Genomic DNA, 15,315 nt, shown 5'->3' on the forward strand with positions numbered 1-15,315 from the left:
ACATGAACAAGATGAAATATCTCAATTATTTAACAGCCCTTGTTGTTGCAGCTCTGCTGATACCACTCAATGGCTGTAACACAGACAGTTTAAGTGAACTGAATGAGAACCCGACGGTTGCAGAAGAGATTGATCCTGGATTTATCCTGGCTTATACACAACTGCAAACATCCGGGGAACGGTATGAAAACTGGCGTACCCAGCTGATCTATCAATCAACCATGATGCAGCAATTTGCAACTTTGCCTACATACTGGGCAGGTGACAAGTATCTGTACATTGGCAGTTATTCTGCCGCGTTGTGGGATCGAGCTTTTACCGGGTACATCAAAGACCTGACAAACCTTGTTGAGATTACTGATCCAACAGTTGATGGGCAAGAAGATCTCGTGAATTATAATTCAATTGCACGAATCTGGAAGGTCGTAGCTTTTCAGCGTATCACCGATATCTATGGTGATGTTCCCTATTTTGGTGCTGGTAAAGGATTCAGTGAACGGGATTTCTTCCCCACATATGATCCTCAGTCAGAAATCTATGCAGATATGCTCAATGAGCTTGAAGTGGCTGCAGGTCAGCTCTCTGCAAGCGCAAGCACGCCCGGGACTCAAGACCTGATTTACGGTGGCGACGTTGAGAAGTGGAGAAAATACGCATATTCAATGATGCTGCGTCTTGGACTCCGTATGGTAAAAGTTGACCAGGCTGCAGCCCAGGAATGGGTGCAGAAAGCCATTGCGGGTGGAGTGATGGATAGCAACGACGATATCAGTTACATTCAGCATACCGACGGGCCCGGTGGTATCAACCGAAACGGTATGGGCGAAGTATTTAACTGGAATGGAGAGAGATACACGACAGATGATTCTCCAAGACTCAGTACAACGTTTGTTGGATGGATGCAGGAACACAACGATCCAAGACTCGAGCGTTTAAGCTGGGTAGTAACCGGCGGACCTGCACAAGGTATGCCAAATGGTTACGATGCGAGTACAATCACACAGTATGATCCTACATATGAGGAGCATAATGGTGATGCATACAGCCGTATCAACCCAATGTTCGTACTGAAGGAATCTCCAATGGTATTCCAAACCTATGCCGAAGTTGAATTTATGATTGCAGAAGCGATCGAAAGAGGCTGGGCTACAGGAAACGCGGCCGACCATTATAATGCAGGTGTACGAGCAGCTATGCAGATGTACTCCATTTATGATGCTTCGGTAGAAGTTCCATCTGCTGAAATTGATGCTTACCTTGCTGCAAATCCATACGATTCTGCAAATTGGGCGCAACAGATTGGCGAGCAGTACTGGGCGGCAACATTCCTGAACTTCTATGAAGTTTATGCCAACTGGAGACGAACCGGGTATCCTCAATTGACACCTGTTGATTATCCCGGAAATCAATCAAATGGTACGATTCCAAGAAGATTGATCTATCCTACAAGTGAAGCAAGCAACAACCCTGAAGGATACAATTCTGCAATAAATCGTCAGGGACCTGATGAGTTTACAACACGATTCTGGTGGGATGTAGCCCAATAGAATAAACGTGTTATAACCGTAGCTTAAAAACCCGGCCTGTGTGCCGGGTTTTTTTATATCTGAAAATGACTCATATTTAATAGAAGAAGATTAAAATGGTGAATAATCATTTTCATAAATTATGAGTAGTAAACCTTAGTAAGTGATATAAGACATGCTCTATTTGTTCGCATTTCTTCTTTTTTTAACAATTCAAACATCTCAAGAAACGGACCCGTTATTCCGGGAGCTGCCTACAAATTATACGGGGATTGATTTCCAAAATACGTTGGTAGAAGGTGTTGGGAATAACATCCTTGAATCTGAATTTTTCTATAATGGAGGTGGAGTTGCGATTGGGGATCTGAATGAAGACGGACTTCCTGATATCTATTTTACAGCAAATCAGGTTGATAATGCCCTATACCTGAATGAAGGTAATTTCCAATTTCGAAATATTACAACTCGCGCCGGTGTAAATGATGCGGGTGGATGGTCGGCAGGTGTTATGATGGGAGATATCAATGCCGATGGCCTAATCGATATCTATATTTGTAAAACAGGAAAAGAACCCGAAAATGAACGTAGAAATAAACTTTTTATTAACCAGGGTACTGATGAGAATGGAATCCCCTCGTTTGAAGAGCAGTCAGAAATGTTTGGTTTGGATGATCCGGGTTATTGCACCCAATCAAACCAGTTAGATTACAATGGAGACGGGTTGTTGGACCTGTTTATTGTCAACTACAATACAAGGGAGTTCGCTCGATTCGATATGACAACCATTCGAAACCAGGGTGATAGATTTGCGGGAGATAAACTCTATCGAAATAATGGAGACGGAACTTTTACAGATGTGAGTGAAGAGGCGGGAATCTATCAAAATCCGATTGGATTTGGTTTGAGTGCCACGGTTTCTGATTTAAATAAAGATGGCTGGCCCGATATTTACGTGGCCAACGATTATATGGAGCGTGACTACATGTACATCAACCGGGGAGATGGTACCTTCTCAGACGAAGTTCTCAGCCGGACCAATGTAACCTCCTACTTCTCGATGGGCTCGGATATTTCAGACATAGACAATAATGGCTCACCCGATATTATGATCGTTGATATGCTGCCTCCGGAGTATGAACGACGAAGCGTGTTTAAAACACCCGATTACACTATTTACGACCGTCTTGTAGCGAATGGCTATCATCGGAAAAACATGCGGAATACCCTTCAGATTAACAATGGAGATGGATTTTTTACGGAGGTGGGTCAAATGGCCGGAGTTTCGGCATCTGACTGGAGCTGGGCAACGCTCTTGGCTGACTTTGATAATGACGGCCTTAAAGATCTGTACATCACGAATGGATTTCCGCGCTTCTACACCGATCTCGATTATTTAAATGAGATTCTCTGGGAGCAATTTCCGGATTCCGATCTACCGGATGACCCCGATTTGAAATATGAGCTTTCCCAACAAATGGAACCGGTAGAGATGCATAACTTTTCATTTAAAAATGAGGGGCACTATTCTTTTAAGGATGCAAGTCAGGATTGGGGATTAAATAAATATGCAGTCTCAAGTGGGGCGGCTTATGCAGATTTAGATAATGATGGGGACCTGGACCTGGTAGTTAATAACTGGAATGAATCGCCATCCATATATCAGAACAGTATATCTGATAACCGTAGTTCAAGCTACCTGAAAATCAAACTTCAGGGAGAGGGAAATAACCGAATGGGAATCGGTTCGAAAGTAAAGGTGACCGGTTCAGGTGGTGATATTTTCTATCAGGAAGCCTTTCAAACCAGGGGTTTTCAATCATCTGTTGACCTTGTCCTGCACTTTGGCCTTGGAGATTTGGATCGGGTAGAAGTTGAAGTCACATGGCCGGATCAAACCCGGCAAACCATTTCTGATGTTGAAGTTAATCAAACACTTGAGATAGACCAGGTGAATGCTCAGCAAACAATCGAGAAATCGGATTCAGAAACGTTTTTTGTACAACTCAATCCGGGCGCTCTCGGAATAGAAGAGGGGCACCAGCCGAATGTTTTTCGAGATAGAATTTTCAGCCCTCTAATGCCCTATACGCTCTCGAACCTGGGCCCTGCATCGGCTTCAGCCGATATTAACGGTGACGGTTTGCAGGATCTTTTTTTAGGAGGAAGCCAGGGGCAGACGTCAAGTATCTACCTTCAACAACCAGACGGAACATTTTCAAAAACTGAGCAGCGCTATTTGGAACTGCATAATAGTTACGATGATGTTGAAGCACTTTTCTTTGATGCTGATGGTAACGGTACGCCCGACCTGTACGTGGTTTCGGGAGGGAATTTCGATCAGATGAACAGCCATCAATATCGAGACAGGTTATATATGAATGATGGTTTTGGCAACTTTCGATATGCAGAAAACGCTCTGCCAAAGATGAACGCAAGTGGCGGGGCAGTGACTGTTTTAGATTTTGATGGAGATAACGACCCCGATCTTTTTGTTGGAGGCAGAGTTCTGACGGGACAGTATCCGCTTCCGCCCCGAAGTTATTTGCTGCGAAATGAGGGTGGCAGGTTTACAGAGGTAACCGAAAGTGTTGCACACGAATTGGAGCGACCCGGTATGGTTACCGATGCGGTTTGGTTTGATACGAATGCAGATGGTACGAATGAACTGATTATTGCCGGAGAGTGGATGCCCATTCGTGTGTTTGAAATTGAAGACGGATCTTTTCGTGAAATCACAAGCGAAACCGGTTTTGCAGATACTAAAGGACTTTGGAATACGCTACACGTGGCTGATATAAACGGTGACGGAGCTCCTGATTTATTAGCCGGGAATATTGGATTCAATCATTTTCTAAAAGCTTCAAAAGAAAACCCGGCGATCATTTACTACGGAGATTTTACCGACAACGGATTGAGTGATCCTATGCTCACTTATGATTATGATGGAAATCGAGTGCCTTACGCGGGCCGGGATCTTTTTATCAGACAAATATCCGGTTTTGAGGAAAAATTTCCAACCTATAAATCCTGGGCCGAATCGAGCATTGAAACAATACTGGGCGAGGGGTTTGAAAATGCCTATAAATATGAGGCACAAACGTTTGCTTCAAAACTTTTTTTGAATAACGGTTCAGGAGAGTTTACGGGAATTGACCTGCCACCGGAAGTGCAGATGGCACCTGTATACGACTTCTTTGTAGGAGATTTCTTTGCTGATCAAAACCCGGAAATTTTGGCTGCCGGGAATAACTATGGAACACGTCCGGAAATCGGCCCTCTAGCAAGTGAAGGTGCTTTTTTCAGGTTCAACAATAACGGGTTTGAGGCTATTTCATCAGCAGAATCCGGTTTTTATACGACAGGAGATGTTAGGAAGATTGAGTATCTGCCAACTACTCTTGGCCCTCTGTTTTTACTATCTGTTTATGGAGAATTGCCAAAACTATTTTTATACCAGCCGGCCGACTGAAATCAGCAAATAATGCCTTTTAAGGGTCTGAAGGCTGTTAATGTGAAAATTCTATTTTGGGGAGACAAAGCGGATGCAGTAATATTCGAGTCATAAATCATAAGGGTGTGACAAAAAATATTTCTTAATACCGCTCATTTTATTTTTTTGTTTGGTTTGTACTTTTAATTCCAGAATCTTGACCCCCTTTAATTTTTTTTAAAAGAGATTTGGGATTAATATTTGCCGACGATTCTCTCAAATTGAGATACATAATGCCCGCCAAAGAGATTTACATGAACAAGAAGTGGATACAAATTATAGATCGGTACACGGTTTGAGAAATCGTCTTCCAATGGGGTTACGGATTTGTATCCTTCATAAAATGAGGTTGAAAATCCGCCAAACATCTTCGTAAATGCAAGATCCATTTCCGGGTGCCCGTAATAGACGGCAGGATCGATTAAAATACCGGTTCCATTCTCATCAAAAAGATAGTTTCCGCCCCATAGATCACCATGAATCAAACAAGGTTTTGTTGGAGGAAGAAGGTCTTCCAGTTTTTTGCTGAGCCGGTTCCAATTTCCAAAAAAGTTTTGAGAAATCTTTCCGGAATCAATAGCCATTTTAAGTTGAGGGTTGATACGCTTTTCAACAAAAAATGGAATCCAGTTGTCGAATTGGTCATTCTGTTGCGGCAGGCTACCAATAAAATTATCATAGGCAAGGCCGAAATGATCACCCGTAGTATTGTGAAGTTTCGCCAATTCAGCCCCGAAATTATATGAGTCGGATGAACTACCCGAACCTTCTCTGATATACTCTATCAGCAAGAAACCGGGAGTATCAGGTGAAGGAGGTTGAGTAACCAAAACAGAGGGTACTCGTATATCTGCATCCACGGAGGCGAGCAGCTTTAACCCTCTAGCCTCAACATCAAAAAAATGATCCGGTGCAGATCGATTCCATTTCAGAAAGAGTGCTCCCTGATCGGTTTGCAGTTTATGGGCACGATTTATACTCCCGCCGGAGACTGTTTGCTCACTCTCAATCTTAATATCAAATTGATTTTCTAAAACATTTCTTATCGATTTTGGGATCATAGCTGTGCTCTTTTAGCGCATCAATAATTTTACGTTGAACGCGTAGTACAGGCAATTCATGAATTGCCCCTACGTGTCACCTGAATCCTCAATTTGCTCGGCCAGCTCATTCAGCAACGCTTCACTGCTGCGTTTGATCACATCAAAAACATTCTGGAATCCCTGCATGCCACCATAATATGGATCGGGTACAGCTTTATCGTCCGGTTGAGGGTCAAACTCCCGAAGTAATTTTATTTTATCAGAATACACCGGATTGCCGTTTAAATACTTGATATTCTTCAAATTCTCATGGTCCATTGCCAGGATGAGGTCGAACTCCTCAAGGTCGGCTTTTTCAAACCGCCGGGCTTTCGAGTGAAGTTTCACTCCTTCCTGGTTGGCCACCCACTGGCTTTTACTGTTGGCCGGCTCACCTATGTGATAGGCAGAGGTACCGGCCGAGTCAATATAAAAGTACGATTTAAGATCGCGCTCATTTACAAGATGCTGGAAAACTCCTTCGGCTGTTGGACTTCTGCATATATTGCCAAGGCAAACAAAACAGATTTTGTACGGATTGTCTTTTGTAATTTTTTGATTCATTGCTATAGTTTTGTCCTTCAAAATTGTGTTTAAAATACAATGGATAGTGCAAGTTATTCAACTACTTAACATTCTGATCGTTCCCCGGAATATGAAACGAAATCCGGTATCCTTTAATTTTAATCTGATTTTCTACCGGAATGATTCTATCTTCATTGCTTTTATAGATCGGAGTAAAAAACTGTAAACCATAAAGTATTTTGATTGTATAGCTTTTCTTATATTGTAGGCTTACATCAAATTTTTAGAAGATGAACGATAACGTTCACTATGGCTAAAAAATTCAGCGAAGTTAAACAACTTGCCTACCCAAAGGCAGAAGTTGAAATTTTAAATTGGTGGAAAGAACATCAAATCTTTAAGAAGAGTTTGGATACCCGCGATGACGGGATTCCATTTACCTTCTTTGAGGGTCCTCCAACGGCAAACGGCAAACCGGGCATTCATCATGTGATGTCTCGGACCGTTAAAGATCTGTTTTGCCGGTACAAAACGCTTAAAGGGTTCCGTGTGGAACGAAAAGGCGGCTGGGATACCCACGGCTTGCCGGTAGAGATCGAAGTAGAAAAAGAGCTTGGATTGGAAGGACGCTCGCAGGTTGAAGAGTACGGTATGGCTAAGTACAACGCCAGGTGCCGGGAAAGTGTGCTCAAATATAAAGACATTTGGGATGAGCTTACCGCTCGAATCGGGTATTGGGTAGATCTGGATGATCCGTACGTCACTTTCGAGAATGACTACATAGAATCTGTTTGGTGGGCATTTAAACAGCTTTATGATAAGGGGCTTGTTTACAAGGGATATAAGATTCAGTGGTATTCTCCCGGCAGCGGGACAGTACTTTCATCACATGAAGTTAGTTTGGGATACGAGGAGACTCAGGACCCATCAATTTATGTGAAGTTTCCGCTGGAGGCCGATGAAAATGTCTATTTCCTAGCATGGACAACCACACCGTGGACGATTATTTCAAATATGGCGCTTGCCGTGAATCCAAACCTGGAATATGTGAAGGTTAAGGTTTCTGAAGAGAATCAAACCGAATATTATATCCTGGCGAAAGGGTGCCTGGATGATGCCATGAAGCATGATTACGAAATTGTTGATTCTTACAAAGGCTCCGAACTGGTTGGATGGGTGTACAATCCCATTTTTGACTATGCACTTGAAGAAGTCGACAAAAATGATGCATGGAGAGTTATAGAGGCCGATTATGTAACCACTGATGAAGGTACAGGGGTAGTTCATACAGCCCCGGCTTTTGGTGCGGATGACTATGAAACGTGCAAAAAAGAGGGAATCCCTCTCTACAATCCGATTGACGGAGACGGCCGGTTCACCGAAAAAGTACCTGATTTTGAGGGTGAATGGTTCAAAGATGCCGATAAAGAGATTGCACGTGCCATTAAAGACAAAAACAAGATGTACTGGCACGAAACCTACCTCCACAACTATCCATTTGATTGGAGAAAAGGAACCCCATTGATGTCGTACCCGGTTGAATCCTGGTTTATTCGTACTACCGAGATCAAGGATAAGATGGTGGAGTTCAACAATAAAATTAACTGGAAGCCGGAAAGTACCGGTACCGGCCGGTTTGGAACCTGGTTGGAAAATAATGTAGACTGGGCTGTTTCCCGTCAGCGATACTGGGGAACTCCGATCCCGATTTGGGTGAGTGATAAAGACCCGGAGTACGTGGAGTGCATTGGCAGTATTGAGGAGTTACGAAAGAAAGCGGGTATCGACGAAAATGAAGAGATTGATTTACACCGACCCCATATAGACAAATACACCTGGGAATGCCCGAAAGGCGGAACCATGAGGCGGATTCCTGACCTTCTTGATGTCTGGTTCGATTCCGGCTCTATGCCGTGGGCACAATGGCATTATCCTTTTGAACACAAGAAAAAGTTCAAGCAAAATTTCCCGGCCGATTTTATTGCTGAAGGAGTTGACCAGACTCGTGGCTGGTTTTATACCTTGCATGCTCTGGGAACGATGTTATTTGATAAGCCTGCTTATAAGAATGTTGTTTCCAATGGCCTTGTGCTTGATGCCAATGGCGAGAAGATGAGTAAATCTAAAGGAAACAGTGTTGATCCGGCCGATGTGATTCAGAAATTTGGTGCTGATACGGTTCGCTGGTATATGATGAGTAACTCATCGCCATGGGAGAATCTGAAGTTCAGTGAAGATGGACTGAGGGAGGTGCAGCGAAAATTCTTTAATACGATTGTTAATACGTACTCCTTTTTTGCAATGTACGCTAACATTGATGGATTTGCGTACTCAGGTGCATCTATTCCAAGTGCGGAGCGAACCGAGATGGACCGATGGATTATCTCCAGGTTAAACTCCACAGTGAAACTGGTGGATGAATATCTCGAAGAATATGAACCGACAAAAGCGGCACGCGCTGTAGAAAATTTTGTCGAGGAGCTGAGTAACTGGTATATCCGAAGGAATCGCAGACGATTTTGGAAAGAAGGTAAAAGCCTTGATAAAACAGCTGCCTATCAAACTCTTTTTGAATGTTTGTTGAGTCTCGCGAAAATGATGTCGCCCATTGCACCATTTATGGGTGAGTGGCTATTCCAGAGATTGAACGATGTGGCGAAGAAGGATGAAGAATCCGTTCACCTTTCGTTTTACCCTACGGTAGAAGAAACAGCAATTGATAAGCAGCTCGAACGCCGTATGGATGTGGCACGAATCATTAGTTCGGTAGTGCTTCGAATCCGGAATCAGATTGATATAAACGTTCGGCAGCCACTGGCTCGGATTATCTTACCGATCGACAAAGAAGAACAATCTGTCGTTGAATCGGTAAAAGATATTATATTGGATGAAGTTAACGTTAAAGAAATTGAATACGTTAAAGATGAGTCAGGAATCGTCAGTAAATCGGCGAAACCTAACTTTCCTGTTCTCGGGAAACGGCTTGGAAGTAAAATGAAAGCTGTCGCTGCAAAAATAAACGACCTTGGAAACGAAGAAATCACTACCTTTGAAAGAGAGGGAGTGATTGAGTTAAGCCTGGATGACGGCGAGACCGTTCGGATTTCATCCGATGAACTTGAGATCCAACGAACCGGTTTAAAAGGTTGGTCCGTTGAAACGGAAAAAGGCATAACCGTTGCTGTAGATACTGAGCTAACACCTGAATTGGTCCGGGAAGGTCTCACGCGTGAATTCGTAAATAGAATTCAAAATATGCGCAAAGAGGCCGATTTTGAGGTGACTGACAGAATCGTAGTTGGTTTTTCAGGATCTGAACAGTTGACTGAGGCGGTAGAGTCTTCTTTAGAAAGTATTAAAACAGAAATTTTAGCTGAAGAAATTAATACCAATTTATTAGAGGTGTCAGATTTTATAAAAACCTGGGAAATTGAGGGAAATGATACAGAAATATCAATACGCCGAACGATTAACAATTAATATTTAGTGCTATGGCTGCTTCAAAAGAATCACAAAACGAAGAAAGAGTTTCTCCTTATAGTGACGAAGAACTCGAGTATTTTAAGGAAATCATCATCAAAAAAAGAGATGAAGCCGAGCAAGAGTTAACGACTCTTCAAAATCTTCTTCGGGAAAGTATGGAAAATGCTTCAGACGAGTCTGCGTATTCATTTCATATGGCAGATGCCGGCACAGATGCCCAGGAACGGGAAAAGACCTATATGCTTTTCAATCGTACAAAGAAATTTATCCGTTACCTGGATGATGCTCTGAGACGGATTGAAAATAAAACCTATGGTGTATGCAAAGTTACCGGCAAAAAAATTGCAAAAGGACGACTTGAAGCTGTTCCACATACCCAGTTGAGCATAGAAGCAAAACTGAAACGACGATAATAGGCTTGATTTGTCTGAGACAGGAAAAAAATTAGCCATACTTTTTTCGCCGATTGTCCTTGTGTTGATACTCGACCAAGTTACGAAATACATGGTCAGAACAACTCCGGATCTTCAGCGGATGAGCGTCATTGACGGGTGGCTTGCATTTAATTTTACAAAAAATCCGGGCATGGCACTCGGTATGGACTGGCTTTCTACACCGGTTATTAGCTCAGTTGCTATAGTGGCAACTATTGGTATTCTTACCTATGTGCTCTTTAACCTCTCACAAGCCACATATGCATACCTGGTTTGTATGGGGTTGATTTTAGGTGGGGCACTTGGCAATATCATGGACCGAATTTTCATGGGGATTATTGGCGGATACGGCGGCGTATTAGACGGTCATGTTGTTGATTTTATTCACTTTAACCTTGAAATTGGTGAGACTCCAGTATTTCCCTACATATTTAATGTGGCGGATATTGCAATCAGTACGTCAATAATCATTCTTCTCTTGTTTCATAAAAAAATTATGCCTGTGGAAGATGAAGCTTCGATTTCAGAACAGGATCAAGGGGAGCAAATCTTTTATAGATCTGAAGAAGAGTTTATTGAGGCGAAATCAAACGAAGAGAAGAGTATCAGGGAGTCGGGCAGTGATTCACCCTCACTCTAACATCAGTTTTTTCAAAAATCCCTCTCTGGTTTGAGGTTTATCTAATTTCTCTTCCGAATCGTCAGGATCATGATGGATTGGAATTGGCACCTCTTCAATCATCTCAAGCCCGAAGCTTTTCAACCCCACTCTTTTTACGGGATTATTGGTAAGCAACTTCAATTTTCGAACACCGAGCGAGTGCAGAATTTGAGCTCCGACTCCATAATCCCGGTAGTCCATTCGAATTCCCAAATTCTTCTGGATCTGTTCTTTATTGAGACCATCTTCTTGTAGTTTAAGAGCTTTTATCTGTTCAACTATTCCATAGTCTCTATTCATCTGATCCATATACAAAACCACACCTTTGCCGGCTTTTTCAACCATTTTCATTGCTTGGTGAAGCAGTTCTGTTTTGTCACTTCGCTTGCTGCCAAAAATATCGGCAAGAGGTGTAGATGAATGAACCCGAACTAAAACAGGCTCAGATTCTTTCCAGGAACCTTTTACAAATGCCAGATGATGATCGTTGGTGAGTCTTTCAGAAAAAACATGGAGGTCAAAATCACCATAGATGGTTGGCATATCCACACTCAGATCTTCTTTTACCAGAGATTCATGCTCCATCCGGTAGGCTATTAAATCCTTTATGGTGATGATCTTCATGTCGAAATCTTTCGCCATCTTCATGAGGTCGGGGAGACGGGCCATATCACCGTCATCTTTCATGATTTCACAAATAATTCCGGCTGGTTGAAGACCTGCAAGCCGGGCAAGATCAGTGGCTGCCTCAGTATGTCCGGCACGTCTGAGCACACCTCCGTTAGCAGCTACAAGCGGAAAAATATGCCCCGGTTTTCGAAAATCATCTGGATTTGCCTCCGGGTTGATCAACTCCCGAATGGTATTAGCTCGATCGGGTGCAGAAATACCGGTTGTGGTTTTACTCTTGTGATCGACGGAAATGGTGAATGCCGCCTCATCCGGATCCGCCCCGTCGGTGACCATAAAATCGAGATCTAATTCGTGGGCTTTTTCCCGGGTAATTGGAGCACAAATTAAACCACGCCCATGTTTTGCCATAATATTTATAGCATCGGAAGTCACTTTGTCGGCAGCCATCAGAAAATCACCTTCATTTTCGCGATCTTCGTCATCCACCACAATGAGCATTTTTCCTTCACGAATATCCTCAATCGCTTCGGGAATTGTATGAAAAGTAAATTCAGACATAAAAATTAGCGTCTTCCGATCAAAATATTGATGGTGCAGTGCTTAAAGTGTCAATTTAAAAAATATCGGATGTTGAACCGGTTTATTTATTCTTGCCGGGATTTACATCCGTGATTGAACTTTTTTGGAAACGAGCCTTTACGCCACTGTCAATCTCCAAAAGAACAGTATCGTCATCAATAGAATTCACAATTCCAAACATACCACCGCCGGTTACTACTTTGTCTCCCTTTTTCATTTCGCTCACTTTCTTCTGGATCTCTTTTTGGCGTTTGGTTTGCGGGCGGATGATAAAGAAATAGAACACAAAGAAAATTGCACCCAGGAAAAGCAGGTTGATCATTGCCCCGCCACCGCCTTCACCGCCGGGAGGAGACATCATAAAATAGGTATATAGAAAAGTCATAAGTATATAATATGTTAAAAATTTTCAGACTTTAAAGATACCGTATTCTTAACCGTAGAGCAATTTATGTAGTTTGATTAATAATCAGCCTGTACTATTCCTGTTGCATATAAACACAAAAAATCTCAACAAAAAATTAATTGAGATGCTACTTGGTTTCTTTTTTGGTTGAAAGTCCTACCGGAAGATAGAGTGGACATGTTCCAATTAAACTGGTTAAAAGAAATACTGCCGCTAGTACGCCCAGGACAATGGCAACAGTGCCACTTATAGCGCCTGTGAAGTAAAGTATTGCTACAACTATTGCAATAACTGTTCTGATGGTTCTGTCGATTGACCCCATGTTCTTTTTCATAATAATCCTCATTAGTTCAAGTGAATTGTTGGATCAACAAACCAATAAGAGCAGCGATGACCAGGCAAATAGTACATACGAGAATCAACTTCACCCATGTTGGTTTGTCTTTAATCATTTTGATTTTGTTGGGTTATTTTTTCTGAACTGAAAACAGGTATAAACTCTTTTAAGGGCATTCCACTACTTCTTTCGCCCGGAGTTCTTTCCAACGTTAGTTCATAGACCACTTTATCATTTCTGTAATATCTTTTTTGATAGTACAGTGGTTTGTCCCCTATAGTATAAGATAGCCGATCAATCAAAAAAAGCGGAGAGTTTTCTTTAATTTTTAAGACATCAGCTAAATTCTGATTAGCTATTTCAGCTGATAGTTTATAGCATCCGCGAATTACCGGGATATCATAATTTTCTTCCAAAACCCTGTAAATAGTTGATTTTGTTAAAGTTTTTACGTCCAATAATTGTCCATATAAAATGGGCAGCCATGTACTGTCGAAGGCGATCGGTTCACCGTCACCAAGTCGTAACCGGTCTATCTGAAGCACTTTACTTCCTTTATCAATGTTTAATAGCGGCGGAAGCCATTCTGGGGCATCTACAGTATCAAACTTTTGCACGATAGATGCTGGTTCAAGGCCGGCTTTGGCCATATCTTCATTAAAGTCGGTAAGTTTTACAAGGTCGTGGGTGGCTCGTTCATCGCTTACAAAAGATCCCAGTCCCTGGCACCGATAAATGATTGAATCACTTTCTAAGGATTGAAGAGCCCGTCGAATGGTAACTCGACTTACATCAAACTTTTTGGCAAGATCATTTTCAGACGGGAGTTTTTCATCGGCTTCATATACTCCCTTTTCTATTTGATTTCGCAGCCACTGCGTTATCTGTGCGTGTCGCGGTATTCCTTTCTTTAGCTCCATTTGTTTAATCGTTTTATTGAAATGTAATCAATCAGGAATTAAACATCAATACCTGTATTAACATGTCTAGGTTTCTACTGTAAAAGCCGGAAATTTGAGATCAAACAGTGCAATTTATTTCAAATAAGGATCATTTAAAGTATTTATGAAATATTCAAACAACTTGTATTGACAAGTACATACAATTGTCTTATTTTGGGTGAAACAAATGAAAACAAAACATAAAAACTCATGGATTTTTTAACTGAACCGTGGCCTTGGTACATAGCCGGACCCCTGATTGGTTTGACAGTACCGGGCTTATTAATAATGGGGGGCAAAAAATTCGGTATTTCATCGAATTTCCGGCATGCTTGTGCTGCCTGTTTTCCGGGTGATGTAGATTTCTTTCATTATGACTGGAAGAAAGAAGGCACTTGGAATATGATATTCTTAACAGGAATTGTCCTGGGTGGATTTCTTGCCGGATATGTCTGGGCAAATCCTGACCCGGTAGCTATTTCTGCTCAAACAGTTGCAGATTTGCAAGCATTAGGAATCAACTCTTTTGAAGGCCTTGTGCCCGCCGACCTGTTTAGCTGGGCAAGCCTTGGAACATTTGAAGGAATCATGATTCTTGCTCTCGGTGGATTCCTGGTCGGCTTTGGAACCAGGTATGGCGGGGGTTGTACTTCTGGTCATGCAATAACCGGTATTTCCGACCTGCAAATTGCAAGTGTAGTTGCAACCATCTCATTCTTTGTGGGTGGATTGATTATGACTCATATCATCTTACCCCTCATTTTATCATAAGTAATAAACTATGTTAAGTAATTTAAGATATTTAGTAGGCGGTCTATATTTCGGATTTATCCTTGTAAAGTCAGAGGTAGTGTCATGGTTCAGAATCCAGGAGATGTTCCGATTCCAGGATTTCCATATGTTTGGAATTATCGGTTCTGCAATCATTGTGGGAATTATCTCTATTCAGATTATTAAAAGAATGAATATTCCGGATATTGAGGGTAACCCGATATCGATTCCTCCTAAGGATTCTTCTCAATGGAAACGGTATATTATAGGAGGATCGATGTTTGGCCTTGGATGGGCGTTGTTAGGTGCATGCCCGGGGCCAATATTTGCACTTTTAGGTACGGGTTTAACGATCATGATTATTCCGATAGTAACAGCAACTTTTGGCACCTGGCTGTACGGGGCTGTTCGACATAAATTACCGCATTAACGAATTTCAAAACATAG

At 42.1% G+C, this 15,315-nt stretch carries 13 protein-coding genes; 7 read left to right on the forward strand and 6 right to left on the reverse strand.

Translation table 11 applies throughout. The features are described from left to right. Nucleotides 1-11 precede the first annotated feature (11 nt). Both L6773_RS13435 and L6773_RS13440 read left to right on the forward strand, forming a co-directional pair. Nucleotides 12-1,547 (forward strand): SusD/RagB family nutrient-binding outer membrane lipoprotein, encoded by a 1,536-nt coding sequence (locus tag L6773_RS13435; protein ID WP_237854949.1) that lies wholly within the window; start codon nucleotides 12-14, stop codon nucleotides 1,545-1,547. Nucleotides 1,548-1,701: 154 nt separating this feature from the next. Continuing rightward, the gene (locus L6773_RS13440) at nucleotides 1,702-4,995 is read left to right on the forward strand and encodes a VCBS repeat-containing protein (protein WP_237854950.1); all 3,294 of its coding nucleotides are present in this window, start codon (nucleotides 1,702-1,704) and stop codon (nucleotides 4,993-4,995) included. 215 nt (nucleotides 4,996-5,210) lie between these two features. Here L6773_RS13440 and L6773_RS13445 read toward each other — a convergent pair whose 3' ends face one another. Together L6773_RS13445 and L6773_RS13450 are read right to left on the reverse strand one after the other, a co-directional pair. Beyond that, entirely contained in the window at nucleotides 5,211-6,077 is an 867-nt protein-coding gene (locus L6773_RS13445) for a fructosamine kinase family protein (protein WP_237854951.1), read from the reverse strand. Between the two features lie 69 nt (nucleotides 6,078-6,146). Next, a complete protein-coding gene (locus L6773_RS13450; RefSeq protein ID WP_237854952.1) occupies nucleotides 6,147-6,662 on the reverse strand; it encodes a low molecular weight protein-tyrosine-phosphatase in 516 nt (171 codons plus the stop codon). Nucleotides 6,663-6,932: 270 nt separating this feature from the next. Between L6773_RS13450 and ileS the strand changes: the two genes are divergently transcribed. The 3 genes from ileS to L6773_RS13465 are packed head-to-tail and all read left to right on the forward strand — an operon-like array spanning nucleotide 6,933 to nucleotide 11,180. After that, entirely contained in the window at nucleotides 6,933-10,103 is a 3,171-nt protein-coding gene (ileS, locus tag L6773_RS13455) for an isoleucine--tRNA ligase (RefSeq protein ID WP_237854953.1), read from the forward strand. An 11-nt stretch (nucleotides 10,104-10,114) separates the two neighbouring features. Beyond that, nucleotides 10,115-10,519, forward strand: a complete 405-nt coding sequence (locus L6773_RS13460) for a TraR/DksA family transcriptional regulator (protein WP_237854954.1) — start codon at nucleotides 10,115-10,117, stop codon at nucleotides 10,517-10,519. A 10-nt stretch (nucleotides 10,520-10,529) separates the two neighbouring features. Beyond that, entirely contained in the window at nucleotides 10,530-11,180 is a 651-nt protein-coding gene (locus tag L6773_RS13465; protein WP_237854955.1) for a signal peptidase II, read from the forward strand. On the opposite strand, the gene ribB is transcribed toward L6773_RS13465, so the two are convergent. The 4 genes from ribB to L6773_RS13485 form a co-directional block, all read right to left on the reverse strand. Further along, nucleotides 11,172-12,392 (reverse strand): 3,4-dihydroxy-2-butanone-4-phosphate synthase, encoded by a 1,221-nt coding sequence (gene ribB / locus L6773_RS13470; protein WP_237854956.1) that lies wholly within the window; start codon nucleotides 12,390-12,392, stop codon nucleotides 11,172-11,174. The two genes, L6773_RS13465 and ribB, sit on opposite strands and share 9 nt — an antisense overlap. A gap of 82 nt (nucleotides 12,393-12,474) precedes the next feature. Then, nucleotides 12,475-12,798, reverse strand: a complete 324-nt coding sequence (gene yajC, locus L6773_RS13475; RefSeq protein ID WP_237854957.1) for a preprotein translocase subunit YajC — start codon at nucleotides 12,796-12,798, stop codon at nucleotides 12,475-12,477. 148 nt (nucleotides 12,799-12,946) lie between these two features. Then, nucleotides 12,947-13,153 (reverse strand): YgaP family membrane protein, encoded by a 207-nt coding sequence (locus L6773_RS13480; protein ID WP_237854958.1) that lies wholly within the window; start codon nucleotides 13,151-13,153, stop codon nucleotides 12,947-12,949. A gap of 110 nt (nucleotides 13,154-13,263) precedes the next feature. After that, nucleotides 13,264-14,076: a GntR family transcriptional regulator gene (locus L6773_RS13485; protein ID WP_237854959.1), complete on the reverse strand. Its 813-nt coding sequence runs from the start codon at nucleotides 14,074-14,076 to the stop codon at nucleotides 13,264-13,266. 231 nt (nucleotides 14,077-14,307) lie between these two features. Here L6773_RS13485 and L6773_RS13490 point away from each other — a divergent pair, with 231 nt between their 5' ends. Beyond that, nucleotides 14,308-14,868, forward strand: a complete 561-nt coding sequence (locus tag L6773_RS13490) for a YeeE/YedE family protein (protein ID WP_237854960.1) — start codon at nucleotides 14,308-14,310, stop codon at nucleotides 14,866-14,868. 10 nt (nucleotides 14,869-14,878) lie between these two features. Further along, nucleotides 14,879-15,298, forward strand: a complete 420-nt coding sequence (locus L6773_RS13495) for a DUF6691 family protein (protein WP_369431575.1) — start codon at nucleotides 14,879-14,881, stop codon at nucleotides 15,296-15,298. Nucleotides 15,299-15,315 lie beyond the last annotated feature (17 nt).

This window comes from Rhodohalobacter sulfatireducens (genome assembly GCF_022012475.1).
GTDB classification, from domain to species: domain Bacteria; phylum Bacteroidota; class Rhodothermia; order Balneolales; family Balneolaceae; genus Rhodohalobacter; species Rhodohalobacter sulfatireducens.